The organism is Bacillus sp. FSL R9-9497 (assembly GCF_038005805.1).
In the GTDB taxonomy this organism is placed as follows: Bacteria; Bacillota; Bacilli; order Bacillales; family Bacillaceae_G; genus Bacillus_A; species Bacillus_A cereus.
The window spans coordinates 338,709-353,659 of the sequence record NZ_JBBOTY010000002.1; the positions used below are offsets into that span (position 1 = coordinate 338,709).

The window sequence follows — 14,951 nt, forward strand, 5'->3', positions numbered from 1 at the left end:
AAGAAGGCACCTTTAGGTGTCTTTTTTTATGAATAAGAAGTACAGCCAAGATGCGAGGAAAAATAGGTTATAAGACGGAATTTTAGCCTGAAAATTCTAAACTATCTTTTTTATTTCCTTTCGACATAATATGACAATATCTTTATATATAGTTTGTTATTATTAGCTTGGCAATCTTATATTTTACATAATTGGAGGAACAAACGTGGGAAAAATATTCAAATTTGGATGCCTAGGCATTATAGCTTTATTTGTAATCGGAATAATTGCTATGGTCGCTGGTGGTGGAGACACAACTGAAAAAACTTCAACAGACACTAAAGCAGTATCAAAAGAAGGTGTATCTTCTGATGTAAAAATCGCTGTAGGATCTATGGAAACAGTAGATTCTGTGGGTAATGAATATACAAAAGAACAAGCACAAGGTGTCTTTAAAATTTTAGAAGTTACACTTACTAATAATCAAAAAGACGCTATCACTGTTGATGCTAATAGTTTTAAATTAGTAGATAGCAAAGGTCGTGAATTCACATATTCAACACAAGGTCAAACATCTTTTGACTTAGCTAATGGTGGGAAAACTGACTTCTTCTTAAAACAATTGAATCCTGGTCTAACACAGACAGGTAAAATTGTATTTGATATACCAAAAGATGCTGAAGGTCTTTTCTTAAAAGCAAGTGGCGGTATGACAGGTAAAGAAATTAATTTAAAAGTTGAATAGTTGAAGGCACTCGAAAGAGTGCTTTTATTCTTTCTCAATAACCAAAATTATTTAACGTGGGAAAATAATGCTCGGATTGGTATCCAATTCCATATTACGACGGTTCAAATCGTAAGAAGACACTTTTGAGTGTCTTTTCTTTTGTACATTATATCTATTACGTGCTCATTAATTTTTTATGTCAAATGTACATAAAAAAGAAGAGATGCGCTAACATCACTTCTAGTAATTGCTACCGTCAGGATGGTAGTTATATCATTTATTTTTACGAAACCTACCCTTTTGCTTCCGATGGCAACGGGGATTGTTTTTTGTTATCTTTTTTCTAAAGTTTGTTTCCTAAAAACATACGCAGAAACTTCACTTACAATTGCTTTCACAAATTCTTTTAGAAGCTCAAACAAAAAATCTATAGATATATTCTCTCCCCCTTTTCTTTTAAATAGAAAGAAGGAATAAATAATCACCCTCACAATATACAGTTAATTCTACTTTATCATACTAGTACAATCTCACCTATATAAAAAAGACCACCATTTGTGAAGTGCACCCCAATTGTTAGACACATAATTAACAATTGGGGTACAATTTCATATTGGTAGTCTTTTTTGGGTAGTTTTAGAGATTTTAATTATAACATCTAAATATATTATTTCCAACATACTATATTTTTTATAATTCTTGATTTCTCACTCTTCATTGCATGATAACTTTCCCTATAACGAGTAACAAGTAACATTAAAAAGACAATCTACATCTGCAGTTTTTACATGATAGCTGTGTAGAATGAGCATCCATTTCTAGAAAATCACGGATTGCAGTAAAGCGATAACTTTTCCCTCTAAAGCATCTCTCCAATAAAAAAGGAAATCTCGTATACATCCATTGAAATAGACATGATACAAATAGATTCCCCCTTTTTTATTTGTATACCTAAATCTAAAGACCTTTTTACAAATGATTCCTAACTTGAAGACAATACAAAAAGGGCTTCTTCAAGTCGATTAAAAATGTGCATAGCAAAATAAGCTATATATACACTAATCGACTCAAAAAAGCCCTTTCATAAATGAAACAAGACGCAACTTGCTTCTACAACTCAACCACAAAACAATAAGGTGTGGGAATAAACGGAATCAATTAAACAATAAATATAATTCCATATTAATGAATTCATACAAAAATTTCAATAATTTTATGTTTTCTTAAGATATCCCGCTCATTTTTTTAAAATTCATATGCTTTATCACTACCTTGTTTTCTTCATCAAATGATATAACTCCCTCCACGATAATATTTAATTTAATATTGAAATTTTCTAAAACTCGATGTATTATATTTTTGTGTTTTTCTCAGTTCCCAAGCCGAGAATACATCATCACTTCTGAAAGGGCCCGAACTCCAGCTTGTTCTTTTTATTTACTTGAACTCATTTTCGAATTATTATATTATATTTTCGGGTCTTGCTCCATAAATCATTATCAGGAGAATCTGCAGGTTTGCAGGTTTTTTTTTATAAAATAAAAAAGCAGCTGTTAGGCTACTTAAAGTTTGTCTTATCACCAAATAAAATGATATATATATTCTCCCGTTATACTTTCATCAACTCCTGCAACTCTAGCAAATCTCACTATGTCCGCCCCATGAATGAAATACATTGTTAGCATGACTGGCACCCGCGACCACATAACACGATAAAGCTCATTCACTCTTTGCCTAGTCGTAACAATTAAATCATTTGCAGGTCCATTAATCCATGCAGTTGTTCTAACTGAAGTAAACGGAAGATCTATCCCATTAACAACTATTCTTGCAATACTTTGCGTTATATCCACATCGATCCCCTCATTCCAAGAATTAAATATGTTTCCCATATTTACATAAGTATTCTTAGTTATAAGAAATGTTTAAAGTGAATTCTTTATAAAATAAAAAAGAGTGCTATTAAGATATGCACTCCTTCAAAAGACTTTACCAATCTCGATGTTCACCATGATCATGATCACGATTGCGGTCATGATCACGTCTACGACGACACTCATCACAATCGCAATCGCGTCTACAATGACAGTCGTTAAAATCGTTTCTTCTACGTCTACGACCGCATCCGCAAAATACTAAATCATCCCAAAATCTATTACAATCTCGAGAATGTCCAAAATTATTATTCCATCCCATAGATATGATTCCCTCCTCTAAAAATAGAATTCATCATATTCTATGATTAAAAGGTGAAAACAGCTTGTTTATTAGTCTATATTTTATGTTTTAGACTAATAATATTTCAATTTGCAAGTCTATTTCATCCTTTATCTTTCCTTAACAACAAACAAGACGCTACCCAGATCACGGCAGCGCCTACGATAATTGCTATTGGTTTAATCATTAACAAGTATATCTGGTCCCTTCTTCAACATGTACGAGAAACCCGAAATAAATACAACACTAAATATAATAATAGAAGACCACATATTAAATTGATATTCTTTACCTGCAACTAAATTATATATGTTATGTACCAAGAAATTAGCACCTATGATAATCCCACCTAAAAATGCACTAATTAATATGCTCATTAAATAAAATTTAAGTTTCTGAAACATTTTTCCTCTACCCCTTTTCTAAAATAAACTTTATTTGAGTTTCTTTAGAAAATTATACCATTTAGTTTTCAGGTATTATTAAATCCATAGTTAAATTAAGGTTATTTTAAGGATATGTTTTCTATTCAAATGTCCATTTTGTTCAATAAAAAGAGAACACTATAAAGTGCCCTAAGCTTCTGAGTATAAAATATACGACAATGCCTTGCCCGTTCTAATGGCGCAACCTAAAAGAGCTTTATAGCGGAATATATATAGCTCTCGGAAACGGAATAAGTTGGTTGGCATTGACTCAATATTGTATGATGAAAGCCTCCTTATGTGCAAGCGAAAGAGAGCACTCCCCCAATAAGTGCTCTCGCTTAAAAAAATATAGGGGAACATGTTGGACACCGTTCAGTATCATTATATGATCTCATTCCCAACTATGCCTAAGTCATGTATTAAAGGGGCTAATGTGTAATTTCTATATAACAAAGAAAAAAGCACCCGCATGGATGCTTAAATTAAACTTATTCATTATCAATATCTCTACTTTCATCATTAACTGATTTCGGGTCTAACATGATTCCTATATCCGGCGGCAAAATTAACTCTATACCAGCTACTGGTTGATTGTCCTTATTAAAATAATACTTCTTTATCTTATTCAATTCTTCCTTTTTCTTATTTTCACTCATATTATCCCGCCTTTTATGTATGATATTAAAAACTTTTCTTAATATGTACATTGAGAAAGATAATATACTATTTATCAACTCTCACACAACTTTTGAACTACCCCCACTTTCACTTCGTTTAGAAGTGAGGGATTCCTAAGTAAAGAGTTCTACTGAACTCTAATTGATTAGGCTAACCCCGCAGTCCTTGCGGTTAGAAGCCTTATCGCTTCATTCTTTATATTGATACTTGCGTTAATATCCCTATCATGGTGTGTACGACAAGAAGGACAGTCCCATTCACGTAGGCTTAGATTTTTAACGTCTTTATTTTGATATCCACAACAAGAACATAATTGGCTGGAAGCAAATGTTTTCGATACGACAATGACTTGTTTGCCATACCATTTTGCTTTATATTCCAACATTGTTCGAAACTGTGACCAAGATACCTCACTAATTGCTTTTGCTAACTTATAATTCTTTAACATATTCGATACTTGCAAATCCTCTATACCGATAACATCATGGTTTTTGATGATTTCAGTTGAGATTTTGTCCAAGTAATCTTTTCTAGCATTTGAGATGTATTCATGAATTCTAGCTACCTTGACTCGTTGTTTATTCCAGCGAGAAGATCCTTTCATTCTTCTAGAAAGAACATGCTGTGCTTTCGCTAACTTATCTTCTAATGCTCGGAAAAACTTCAGATTTTTATAAGGTGTTCCATCTGACAAAATGGCGAAATCTTTTAGTCCTACATCTATTCCAATGTAAGAATGTGTTTTCGGAAGTTCTTGTACTTCTGTTTCAACTAATAGTGACACAAAATATCTGCCAGAAGGGTTCCGTCTAACTGTAGCATTTACAATACGTCCCTCTACTTCACGACTTTTGGCAAATCGAACAAGGCCTAATTTCGGCAACTTTATTTTGTTCCCTACAACGACAATGTTTTCATTTGTTTGTTTTGTGGTATAAGATTGTACGTTGTTCTTCTTAGATTTAAAGCGCGGTGCGCTGTTTTGTTTTTTTTAAAAGCGCGTATAAGCATCGGCAAGGTTGCGAACAGACGACTGAATCGCAATACTATCCACTTCTTTTAGCCAAACAAACTCTTTCTTCATGGCAGGGAGTTTGGCAGAGCATGTACCATAGGTCAAGCCTTTTCCTGTCTCTTTGTATGCGTGATCCCATAAGGATAGGAAATGATTGAATACAAAGCGAGAACAACCAATCGTTTTGTTAATTAGAATTGCTTGTGCTTGATTTGGATAGACACGAAACTTATAGGCTTTATTAATCATCATTTGATTCACCTCCATTTCGGTATATGACTATTATACACAAAACGTACGTTCTATAGATAGTGGAGTAACACTTTCTGTATGCCGAACAATTAAGATGGTTTCCTGCCATCCCATGTTCGAAGCCAATCCATCTCCCACCTACTCACTAAGCTTTGGTCCTTCACGCTCCTTGAGGAAGAAGTCTTCTTGGCTAAAATGTTAAAATGTTTACATAATAAAAGAACACCCATAATTGATAGGTGCTCTGATATATAAATTGGTTTCCATCCACACATTCCAATATATGCTCGTCCATCTCGAAAGATGCAAACAAAAAGCACCTAAATAGGTGCCTTTTCGAAACGTATTAAAGCGAGTAGCGAACACAATGAATTCTTCTCGGTGTCATTACCATCTTATGTTCGAGATTCTTAAATATGCCTAATCGTTAAAACCTTTATTATGAATTCACTACCTATCTACCCTTTATTTTTTTACTAGTTTTAACAGTAGGAACTTTTTTTGCTGGTATGAAAGGATTTTCTAAAATAAATAATTGGGTTGCGATGCTTAGAAACATAGCAACCGTTCTACTAATACTTTTATTATCAGTGTTTTTAACACTAACTTTGACCGTTGGCTATGCATTAAGTTAAACGTAATTCTTCACGAATAAAAACCAATATTCCGTCAATACTGTAGACAACCCATTTCGAACCATATTCCATTACCTGAGCAGTTAGCTTTTGCTAGCTGCTCTTTATTTGTACAAGTTACTCAATTGACTGCGCACATATAATATTCTGAGTTCATTTCTTTATAAAATAGTCGTTATAAAATGAGGCTCGTCACGAGAGCACATTACTAAGTACTCTTTTTATATTCCAACTTAATACAAATTGAAATTTTTGTGATGTTTCTCTACAATCCAATACACTTTTTCCTATCTACTATCCTTAGTGAAAAACTTAAACCTTACTAACTATATTTGAAAGTGTTATAATTTAAACATTTCCAACATTTCGATTACGGAGGATTAGAGAATGAAAATTTCAATAGTCTGTTTCGATAACTTTACTGATATAGATGTTTTTTTACCATGGGATTTATTAAATCGTGTACGTCTAGTTGGTGGTATTTCTGATTGGGAGGTCCAACTATTAGGAACAGAAAAGACTCATGTATCCATGTCTGGTTTACGTATACCCATGACAGGAAGCATATCCAATATCCCTTCTGCTGACGCTGTAATATTTGCAAGTGGTAAGGGTGTACAAGATTTATATAAAAATCAACAATATCTTAATAAAATCCATGTAGATCCTCAAAGACAATTAATAGGCTCTATGTGTTCTGGTTCACTACTACTAGGAGCTAAAAAATTGTTAACTGGCAAAAAAGCAACTACATATCCATCCGTAGTTGAACAACTTAAAGAGTTTGATGTAGACGTTATTGAAAAAAGTTTCGTAAACGAAGGCAATATTTCGACTGCTGCAGGTTGCTTTGCTGCACAAGACCTCTCAGCTTGGATTATAAGAACATTAATTAATGACGAAATGGTTGATACTGTGCTAGAAACTGTTCAGCCAGTAGGCAAAGGTTTATATTTTTAATTTCAAATCAAATCAGATATTTATTTCTGACTTGATTTTTTTATACAATAGCGTTTTTGTTGCATTTTTATTGAGTTCACGTTGACCTTTTGTTGATTTTTTCTTCACATTTAAAGGAAACAAACATACGCTTTTGTATGTAGTCTCTCCGCTCATAGAGATCTACCTTTCTTATCGAAGAGCATACTTACATGTATGCTCTTTTTGCTTACTACGAGATAACGGTTTTGTCTAAACCTACACATATCTAAAAGACATACATACAATGGAATCCTGAGCATCTTTATCAATATAGTTATTGGCCATAAAGCGCCTTAAAATCGCTCTTTTTGTTGAAAAACTACACAAAGAGAAAAAACACATACAATGTAAAATGTACCCTATAGAATAGACTTTTTTCTAGTGTCAATTCTATAGGGTACATTTTATTATTTTCTATCTTTTTTATTTACCTTAAAGTAATCCATTCATAGCTTGCCCACTCTTTTGGTTTCTTATCGTACTTAATACGACCAGTCGTACAAAATGAAGCAATCATCCATTGTATAAGGTTCATCTTGGCGTATGGATCAACACACTCCTCAATTTTTTTCAATTGATAACCGGTACTATTTTTCTGCCAAATTGTATATAAACGAAAATGAGTTGTCGTAACAAGTCTAGCTTTTGTTGTAACTTGCCATTTAGAAATTTTCGTTAAATCCTCTTTGACTTTTCTCTCATACTCTTGTTTTATCACTTTATAAGTCTTATCTTTTTTAATTAATCCATTAGAGATTGTAAAAGGCATTTGATGCACCTCATAAACTGTTCCTTCTTCATCTCCTAAAATATTTGATTCTACTAGAAACATATTTTTTAGTTTTAACTGTTCTGTTAATTCTTTTCCGCTCCGATAAAATGGCTTCTTTATCTTCTGCAACAAGATAACCTGCACAATTAATCCTATTAGTAAAGGATATGCTAATACAAACAATATATTAATAAACATGTTTAAAATAATAACGCCTATTAGAGCAAAAATTGTAAAGTAAATATAGGTTTCTCTTTGATGAATGATTCTACTGTTCAAGCCAAGATACCTCCATTTTGATAAATAGTCAAAGCAATATACACAATTGCTCCTAATAAAATAGAACAAGCCCCTGGAAAGCTCTGTATCAGCTGTATTTCTTTCTTTGGTAGTTTTGCCCCAAATATAGAAGCAGCATGCTCCAATTGGTCTTTAATCGCTCCTACAAACCCTAGAATTTTAATTAAACGATACACGCTAGCAATCCAAAAGAATAGTAAATGGAAAGCTGTTAATGTAATAGCGGTAAGCATAGCCGATTCCTCTGCTACATCGCTAACATATAGAGCTGCCACCACAAGCATTTTCGTATCACCGGGTGAAGAAAATTTAAATGTCTCTAACAATAAGCCACATACTAAGGCCATAGTTAGTACAATTACAATCTCTTTTCCCGTTCGTATTCCAGCAAAATACGTGATACCTAAACCTACTACTAAAAAAATGAAATGCCATATATTTTTTGTTTTTCTATACTTTAAGTCGGTAAATACATTAAGTACCATATAACTTAGAAATAATCCCATGATATACAGGCTCATTTTCTTTACTCCCCTCTTAATTTCATACCAAAATACTGTGTAAAAAAGGGAACCACTTTTAGAGTAGCCCCCTCGTTTATTTTTATATTTATTTTTTGTTCCAAGAATCAACATCTGCATTGCTTGATGCTTTTGTGAATCGAGCTAGAATTGTATCATAACCACCTTGGATTGCTTTCCATACGAACGGGCCAATTACTAATACAATAATCACCGCTAACGCGATTAACATACCGTTTTCTGATGATAATTGTGAGTCTTCGTTTTTTAACCAACTTTTCATTTTTGCTAACATTTCATTTCGTCTCCTTTATATATCAATTTTAAGTATCTACTAAAATTAGAACTTATCTATTTAAATCTTTAATTACTTATTCCAAGAATTTACGTCTGCATTGCTTGATGCTTTTGTGAATCTTGCCAGGATCGTATCATAACCACCTTGGATCGCCTTCCATACAAATGGGCCAATTACTAATACGATAATTACCGCCAGAGCGATTAACATACCGTTTTCTGATGATAGTTGCGAATCCTCATTTTTTAACCAATTTTTCATTTTTGCTAACATGATTGAATCTCCCTTCTCCATTTATTTGAGCTATACGTAATAAACATCATTCATCTAAAACTTCTATTACTTGTTCCAAGAATTCACATCTGCATTGTTTGATGCTTTTGTAAATCGAGCTAGAATTGTATCATACCCGCCTTGAATTGCTTTCCATACAAACGGGCCAATCACTAATACGATAATGACCGCTAACGCGATTAACATACCGTTTTCTGATGATAATTGTGAGTCTTCGTTTTTTAACCAATTCTTCATTTTTGTTAACATTTGTAATGCTCCTTTACCTATTCCATTTTTGATAACGTCTTCTATAAACTTGCAAATCCTTGCATTAAGGATTGAATAACAATCACCATTGGATAAATCACAATACATCCAATAACTGCGACGTTAAATTTATTCATTTCCATCGGCTTATTTTGAATGAGACGGTTATAGTTCTCATGTTTTAACTCACGCATCATTTTAATCTGTGCATCCATAATACGAAGACTCTGTACCTTGTCCGTTTTTTGCGCTTGTTGCAATGCAATCGTAAAGGTATTTACTTCTGGACTATTTAAAGCAGCAGCAAAGTTTCGAAATGGTTGATCCGAGCCAGCATACATTTCTAATTCCGCAGTAAGTGTAGATACATACGGACGAAGATGTCTTCCAGCATATATCTCTGCCTTTTTTACTGCTTCTAATGTTGTATGTGTTTTTAACAGCTGCAGCATAGGAATTAAATACTCTGGTAATTCGAACTTCCTAGCTTCTATCGCCTGCTTGATTCTTCTCTTTAATAGATAATCAGGATAGAAGTAAAGCAGTGGTGAAATCAAAACTCCCACTTTAAATAAGTAGTAATCATGGAACACCGTACATATCAAGAAAACAGAGGTGAAAATGATGGGATATGCTACCTTCATCTTTAAATATTCTTCTGGTTTCGTATCCAGGCCAGCTTCTTCTAATTTTTTCTGAATCTGCTCTTTCTTTTCTTCTGTCAGGTACTTATGTGATAACGACTGGAAGGGCGCGAGCATCATCTGATTTAAATTCTTCTTTTCAATTCGTTTTGCATTTTCTACATAGTTCGTAAGTAAGCTACCGCTATCTTTTTTACTTTGTAGAAAGGTAGAGAATACCCAGTACATGACAACGAATACCACTACAGCTAAAATCGTAGCCACCTTATTCCCCTCTTTCTGTTGGGTTATAATTTGCAATCTTTTCTACACGGGTTGCTAAGAAAAAGACAATGAACATATTTACCGCTAACGCGATTTTTCCCATCATAGAACCTGCTAAAAATCCATATGCTTCTTTTGACATCAACATAATAACAATCGGCATAGCAATGACAATTAAGCAGTTCTGTACAAAGGCACGTTGCGCTTGCGACAAACTAGAACGCAATCTTGCCAGGTATAGCTTTTGTTTTTCGAAATCTTCTGCAATATCTAGTAAGACTTGAACTGAATTTGTTCCACCTTCTCGGCTGCACACTTCCAACATTTCATGGAAGAAAACCAATTCTCTAAAGTTAAACGTTTCATTGAATCCTCTAAATGCACGATGCATTGTGGTTCCACCTTCTAATAAAAGAGAAACTTTCTCTATTTCTTCTTGAATGCTTTCATGCATCATTGGCTTCACCTGAACTAATACCCGTTTTGCATTGTTACTAATTTGAAGTGCATTTGCTACAGCTTTCATATAGATAGAAAGACGGTCAATGACAACCAAGTAGTAACGTTTTTTTCTTCGATAAAGAAGAAACCTTGGAACTAAAAATCCAGATGAAACGGTAATCAGTGTAAAAGGATCTCTACCAAAAGAAAAATAGAATACTGCTGCAATACTCATTCCGGAAAGAATCGTATATACCCAGTACATACTTTTTGTTAATTTCCACTCGTACTTTTGGGCTTCTTGGATAACGGATTGTGGCAAATACATTCGTATCCCTTTGATATTTCTTAATTCCAAGCGCCTTTCTTCTTTCTCATTTTCTTGAACAAATTGAGAAAGAGCAGAACCTTTAGATTTCGCAAAAAGTAAAACGAGCAATCCTACACTAATAAAGATTAAAAATATACATCCATAGGCTAACAAACTATGCATACTGCACCTCCTTTTGTGAAAGGAATGGCGCATAAAGAGCTGGATTTACAGTAGAAGAACGGAATTTCTTCTCCATTTCAGCTGACATTTTTGCTGTAATAATATGTTGGCCATGAATTTTCCCTATTCTTTCATTCATTTCATCTTGTTTCTCATATGTTGGCATAAACTGAGACAATGGATTAAACTGTATATCTTCCTGATAATCCAATAGTTCAATCATCTCTGTAATATAACGATTTCCATCATCTTTCTTTTCCAAAAAGACAATTACATCAAATGTCTGTGAAATCAATTCATATAAATACTGGGCATCAATATTCGCACCACTTTGCAGACACATAAGCATTAAACGCCTAACTGCTTCTTTTGCACTTCTTGCATGGACAGAAGTGAAACCAGGATGTCCTGTTTGGAAAAAGTTAATCATTTTTAACGCTTCTTTCCCCCTCGATTCCCCTACAATTAATCGCTTGGGCCCTTGACGTAAAGCATTTGTTAACAATCTATCAAAGTCGATTGCATTTTCTTCTACTTCCGATGCCCTACACTGCATCGGAACAAAATGATGTTCTGGAAAAATGCGATGCAAATATAATTCAGGGTTATCTTCTACTACAAGAGTACGTTCTTTTTTCTTTCCTTTCGGAATGTGAGAAGCAAGATATTTCATAAACTCTGATTTCCCTGTACCCGTAGCTCCAGCAACTAAAATATTCATTTTGGCTTTCACAGCTGCAGCCAAAAAGTTCAACATTTCTTTCGATGCTTGATTGGTAGATAACATCCGCTCTTCAGAAGCACGAAGGTGATCCGCATTCTTACGAATCGTTATCGTTGTTCCGAGTCCCCCAAGTTCATCTAACGCAATATTGATACGTATATACGGAAATACGCAGTCAACATATGGCTTTGCTGTATTTAATGAATCTGATGTACTGTTTACCATCTTATAAGCTAGGGCTTTCACTTCTTCTTCTGTCTCAAATCGGTAAGGAAATGTACATTCTCCCTCTCCGATTTTTTCGTAAATGATTTCTTTTGTACCATTGATATAAATATCAGTTACATCCTTATCTTCTTTTAAAGGTTCTATAATCCCAAATCCAACAATTTCATCACACACCATATTTAGTAACTGTTCTGAAGGTACATCTAAAACGACGACTTGATTGCTTAGTAAAAAGCCTTTAATAATTTGCTCCACAGCTGTTCTCTTCTCTTTATTCATAAAGGATTCGCTTAAGATATCACGATGTTCTTTTACTAAAAATGCACGAATTTCATCTGTAATATCTTTAATTTGTTGAGCTGTAGTTGTTCCTAACTTTCGCACCGATTTAGAACGAATCCTATAACCAAAGTGATATAAATCCACTCGATTTCGCTTTAAGAATACTTGTTTTTCCTGTAAATAGCCCCACATACTACTTGCCACCTTTTTAATTTCGTAAACCAAAGAGACCCTTTTTCATAGAGGAGTGCTGGGATGGAATATCAAGACCAGCTGCTTCCATAATATGATGGACCTTTGCATTAATTTGCGGGGAACCAAATTGCATCCCCCATTCATAACTCGTACGATCTCTGTCATACGGAATTGTCACTGCAATGTTTTGGGAAGAAAGCTTTTCAATATCTTCTACATAGTCCTCGTCTCCCATATTCAAAACATGAATCATACGAGGTAATGTTAGCTTTGCTTCTTCTATTAGTTGTAATTCTCTTTTAATTGCTAACGCACCACGAGGGTTGCCATTTAGCACATGAACAACAAGGTCTGATTGGTATAGGATTGGGTAACTAAGCACCTCGGATAATTCAGTTGGTACCGATAGGATGATGTAGTCATATTCTGTATCTACAAGTGATTCGATAAATGTCGTTACAAACAATTCTTTGTTTTGAATCTCTGGAAATTGAGTTAAACTATAACCTGATGGAAACACCAGAAAATCCATCTTATCGTGTAATTTTTGCGTCAACCTTGGATTCACTTTTTTTTCTAGTAAATCTTGCTTGGTACAAATATACTGCAAGAGATTGTATTCATTTTCTTTTCTTACAAGCCCTAGCATATTTTTACTCTCATGGCTAAGACCTGTTCCAACCGCGAAGTTTGGTCTTACTTGGTCCGCTTCTACATAAAGCACCTTTTTCCCTAAATGAGCTAACTCATTTGCCATCGCAATACTTAACGTACTTTTTCCTACGTTTTCGTTTGTCGCATAAAAGGCAACCATTCTTACTTGCCGGTCCATCTTAAAAGCCCCTTCCTTATTTGGATTCGTTCAGATACTGTGCAACATATTCTTTTACACTTTTAGATATGGGGTTGGTTGAATGCTTCTCTACATAGTCTAAAATATTTTTCTGATCAGATATTTGCGAGAATCCTTCTGCTGGTTCTAATTCTTTCCCTGTTTGTTCTACCTTTTGTCCAACTGCAACAGGAATTACATCTCCAAGTGTTTTCGCACGATTTAGATATTGAAGTTGTTCTGGTGAAACAGCCAATGTATATAATCGCGTTACTTTTGGCTTTTGTTTTCCTTCTTGTTCCTCTTTTGATTCTTTCTTTTCTAGTACAAATGCATCTTCTGTATTGCTATCCTTTGCAGCCGTAACACGTACACGTTGGAAAAGACCACCGAATACTACCTTCTCATTGTCCCCGTCCTTTACAACCTGCTTAAAATATAAGTCCACATAAGTGTTAGGAATGATACTATTACCTGAACTTGTTTCCAAATCAACGAGTAACGGGAATGCAACTTCTCCATCTTTCAAATTTAAAATGGCAGAGTCAGGTAACTCCTCTTTCTTTACTACTTTATTTTTAAAAAGATAGCTATTTTCGGTGATTGGCTGCCCATCATTTGTCCACTTACCTATAACCTCTTTTTTACTTACACGTAATGCATTTGGAGGAATCCCATCACCAGGTAATGTTCGTTCCACTAGCATTTCTTCTTTAATCTCTGTATGCGCAGGTATATCCTTTGCAGCTACAACAACTTTTGTTGGTTTTACTGCATTTTCTACTGCAAAATGATTGTATCCATAGATACCCGCTACTGTTATAGCAGCTAAACCTACCGCTGTAATCTGCTTCTTTTGAAACTTAGACGGCTTCAATGTTTATATTCCTCCTTATGTAGCCTTTAAACGCAAAAAAGGACACACCTATGGCGTAAAACGCCTTAGGTGTGTCCTTTTAGCTAATCTAAAGTCTATATGAAAATGTTGGATTTATTTTCTTTAATATTACAATCTCAATATTATGATATATATAGTTTCATGTCAATCATTTCTAAAAAATATCTGTTTTTTCTATTTAAAAACCACGTAATCGATAATTAACCTCGCTCCCAAAACCCTGTTATAACAAGGTTTCTAACCTATTAAGCATCCCAAAAATATGTTGTAATTAATCTAACACAACTGAATATTCCAAGGTGTCGGTTGCTATCCTTTCTCTTTCATTTTATGGAGAAAAGAAGAGATCATTTGGAAATACTTTTCACAATAGTTGATGCAAGAGGCAAAATTATTATTAAAACGAAATCAATTTTGTTCCTGTTTCAAAATACTTTGCAGGAGCATAACTTTTCCCATTCCGATCCTGAAATTCACTTCCAATATATAACGATGCAATCATTACGATAATTCCAATGAAAATTACACGTTTCATACGTTGTTTTTTCTTTTTATCCATTCAATATTCCCCTTTCTACAAAAAAAAGACACATCCCATTAAGGG

General features: G+C 34.1%; 17 protein-coding genes and 2 pseudogenes. 2 read left to right on the forward strand and 17 right to left on the reverse strand.

The window, feature by feature from the left end:
* The first annotated feature begins 205 nt into the window (after positions 1-205).
* A complete protein-coding gene (locus MKY21_RS29155) occupies positions 206-724 on the forward strand; it encodes a DUF4352 domain-containing protein (protein ID WP_061663059.1) in 519 nt (172 codons plus the stop codon).
* Positions 725-1,464: 740 nt separating this feature from the next.
* Here the strand turns inward: MKY21_RS29155 and MKY21_RS29160 are convergent.
* The 6 genes and pseudogenes from MKY21_RS29160 to tnpB all read right to left on the reverse strand — a co-directional run.
* A pseudogene (locus MKY21_RS29160) lies at positions 1,465-1,659 on the reverse strand (hypothetical protein); the annotation flags it as partial.
* A gap of 624 nt (positions 1,660-2,283) precedes the next feature.
* Positions 2,284-2,598: a hypothetical protein gene (locus MKY21_RS29165; protein WP_001999512.1), complete on the reverse strand. Its 315-nt coding sequence runs from the start codon at positions 2,596-2,598 to the stop codon at positions 2,284-2,286.
* 97 nt (positions 2,599-2,695) lie between these two features.
* Positions 2,696-2,902: a hypothetical protein gene (locus MKY21_RS29170; protein WP_016090324.1), complete on the reverse strand. Its 207-nt coding sequence runs from the start codon at positions 2,900-2,902 to the stop codon at positions 2,696-2,698.
* A gap of 200 nt (positions 2,903-3,102) precedes the next feature.
* A complete protein-coding gene (locus MKY21_RS29175; RefSeq protein WP_000486797.1) occupies positions 3,103-3,327 on the reverse strand; it encodes a hypothetical protein in 225 nt (74 codons plus the stop codon).
* 512 nt (positions 3,328-3,839) lie between these two features.
* Positions 3,840-4,007 (reverse strand): hypothetical protein, encoded by a 168-nt coding sequence (locus MKY21_RS29180; protein WP_001293562.1) that lies wholly within the window; start codon positions 4,005-4,007, stop codon positions 3,840-3,842.
* 167 nt (positions 4,008-4,174) lie between these two features.
* Positions 4,175-5,296 (reverse strand): annotated as a pseudogene (tnpB, locus tag MKY21_RS29185) (IS200/IS605 family element RNA-guided endonuclease TnpB).
* A 1,022-nt stretch (positions 5,297-6,318) separates the two neighbouring features.
* On the opposite strand from tnpB, the gene MKY21_RS29190 reads away from it, so the two are divergent.
* Positions 6,319-6,891, forward strand: coding sequence for a DJ-1/PfpI family protein (locus tag MKY21_RS29190; protein ID WP_109141061.1), 573 nt, complete (start codon positions 6,319-6,321; stop codon positions 6,889-6,891).
* A gap of 448 nt (positions 6,892-7,339) precedes the next feature.
* Here MKY21_RS29190 and MKY21_RS29195 read toward each other — a convergent pair whose 3' ends face one another.
* The 11 genes from MKY21_RS29195 to MKY21_RS29245 all read right to left on the reverse strand — a co-directional run bounded on the left by MKY21_RS29195 (position 7,340) and on the right by MKY21_RS29245 (position 14,906).
* Entirely contained in the window at positions 7,340-7,963 is a 624-nt protein-coding gene (locus tag MKY21_RS29195; RefSeq protein ID WP_001088462.1) for a hypothetical protein, read from the reverse strand.
* Positions 7,960-8,505, reverse strand: a complete 546-nt coding sequence (locus MKY21_RS29200) for a hypothetical protein (RefSeq protein ID WP_000061107.1) — start codon at positions 8,503-8,505, stop codon at positions 7,960-7,962. The genes MKY21_RS29195 and MKY21_RS29200 overlap by 4 nt, the downstream gene beginning before the upstream one ends.
* Positions 8,506-8,593: 88 nt before the next feature.
* Positions 8,594-8,800 (reverse strand): hypothetical protein, encoded by a 207-nt coding sequence (locus MKY21_RS29205; protein ID WP_000879960.1) that lies wholly within the window; start codon positions 8,798-8,800, stop codon positions 8,594-8,596.
* A 72-nt stretch (positions 8,801-8,872) separates the two neighbouring features.
* Positions 8,873-9,076 carry a hypothetical protein gene (locus tag MKY21_RS29210; protein WP_000879955.1) on the reverse strand — a complete coding sequence of 68 codons (204 nt, stop codon included), beginning with the start codon at positions 9,074-9,076 and terminating at the stop codon, positions 8,873-8,875.
* Between the two features lie 66 nt (positions 9,077-9,142).
* A complete protein-coding gene (locus MKY21_RS29215; RefSeq protein ID WP_000956352.1) occupies positions 9,143-9,346 on the reverse strand; it encodes a hypothetical protein in 204 nt (67 codons plus the stop codon).
* Positions 9,347-9,387: 41 nt separating this feature from the next.
* Complete coding sequence (locus tag MKY21_RS29220) at positions 9,388-10,254, reverse strand: hypothetical protein (RefSeq protein ID WP_000201168.1); 867 nt, start codon at positions 10,252-10,254, stop codon at positions 9,388-9,390.
* Position 10,255: 1 nt separating this feature from the next.
* Complete coding sequence (locus tag MKY21_RS29225; RefSeq protein ID WP_098542400.1) at positions 10,256-11,188, reverse strand: type II secretion system F family protein; 933 nt, start codon at positions 11,186-11,188, stop codon at positions 10,256-10,258.
* Entirely contained in the window at positions 11,181-12,614 is a 1,434-nt protein-coding gene (locus tag MKY21_RS29230; protein ID WP_098542399.1) for a CpaF family protein, read from the reverse strand. Before MKY21_RS29230 ends, MKY21_RS29225 begins: the two co-directional genes overlap by 8 nt.
* Before the next feature lie 16 nt (positions 12,615-12,630).
* Complete coding sequence (locus MKY21_RS29235; protein ID WP_086423471.1) at positions 12,631-13,449, reverse strand: AAA family ATPase; 819 nt, start codon at positions 13,447-13,449, stop codon at positions 12,631-12,633.
* A gap of 16 nt (positions 13,450-13,465) precedes the next feature.
* Complete coding sequence (gene cpaB, locus MKY21_RS29240; RefSeq protein ID WP_000804789.1) at positions 13,466-14,326, reverse strand: Flp pilus assembly protein CpaB; 861 nt, start codon at positions 14,324-14,326, stop codon at positions 13,466-13,468.
* A gap of 418 nt (positions 14,327-14,744) precedes the next feature.
* Positions 14,745-14,906, reverse strand: coding sequence for a hypothetical protein (locus tag MKY21_RS29245; RefSeq protein ID WP_000358416.1), 162 nt, complete (start codon positions 14,904-14,906; stop codon positions 14,745-14,747).
* Positions 14,907-14,951: the final 45 nt, after the last annotated feature.

What these genes read in the sequence shown, in the direction of transcription:
- MKY21_RS29165 (WP_001999512.1), bottom strand. Translation starts at nt 2,598, where the DNA reads ATGGGAAACATATTTAATTCTTGGAATGAGGGGATCGATGTGGATATA.
- MKY21_RS29170 (WP_016090324.1), bottom strand. Translation starts at nt 2,902, where the DNA reads ATGGGATGGAATAATAATTTTGGACATTCTCGAGATTGTAATAGATTT.
- MKY21_RS29175 (WP_000486797.1), bottom strand. Translation starts at nt 3,327, where the DNA reads ATGTTTCAGAAACTTAAATTTTATTTAATGAGCATATTAATTAGTGCA.
- MKY21_RS29180 (WP_001293562.1), bottom strand. Translation starts at nt 4,007, where the DNA reads ATGAGTGAAAATAAGAAAAAGGAAGAATTGAATAAGATAAAGAAGTAT.
- MKY21_RS29190 (WP_109141061.1), top strand. Translation starts at nt 6,319, where the DNA reads ATGAAAATTTCAATAGTCTGTTTCGATAACTTTACTGATATAGATGTT.
- MKY21_RS29200 (WP_000061107.1), bottom strand. Translation starts at nt 8,505, where the DNA reads ATGAGCCTGTATATCATGGGATTATTTCTAAGTTATATGGTACTTAAT.
- MKY21_RS29205 (WP_000879960.1), bottom strand. Translation starts at nt 8,800, where the DNA reads ATGTTAGCAAAAATGAAAAGTTGGTTAAAAAACGAAGACTCACAATTA.
- MKY21_RS29210 (WP_000879955.1), bottom strand. Translation starts at nt 9,076, where the DNA reads ATGTTAGCAAAAATGAAAAATTGGTTAAAAAATGAGGATTCGCAACTA.
- MKY21_RS29215 (WP_000956352.1), bottom strand. Translation starts at nt 9,346, where the DNA reads ATGTTAACAAAAATGAAGAATTGGTTAAAAAACGAAGACTCACAATTA.
- MKY21_RS29225 (WP_098542400.1), bottom strand. Translation starts at nt 11,188, where the DNA reads ATGCATAGTTTGTTAGCCTATGGATGTATATTTTTAATCTTTATTAGT.
- MKY21_RS29230 (WP_098542399.1), bottom strand. Translation starts at nt 12,614, where the DNA reads ATGTGGGGCTATTTACAGGAAAAACAAGTATTCTTAAAGCGAAATCGA.
- MKY21_RS29235 (WP_086423471.1), bottom strand. Translation starts at nt 13,449, where the DNA reads ATGGACCGGCAAGTAAGAATGGTTGCCTTTTATGCGACAAACGAAAAC.
- MKY21_RS29245 (WP_000358416.1), bottom strand. Translation starts at nt 14,906, where the DNA reads ATGGATAAAAAGAAAAAACAACGTATGAAACGTGTAATTTTCATTGGA.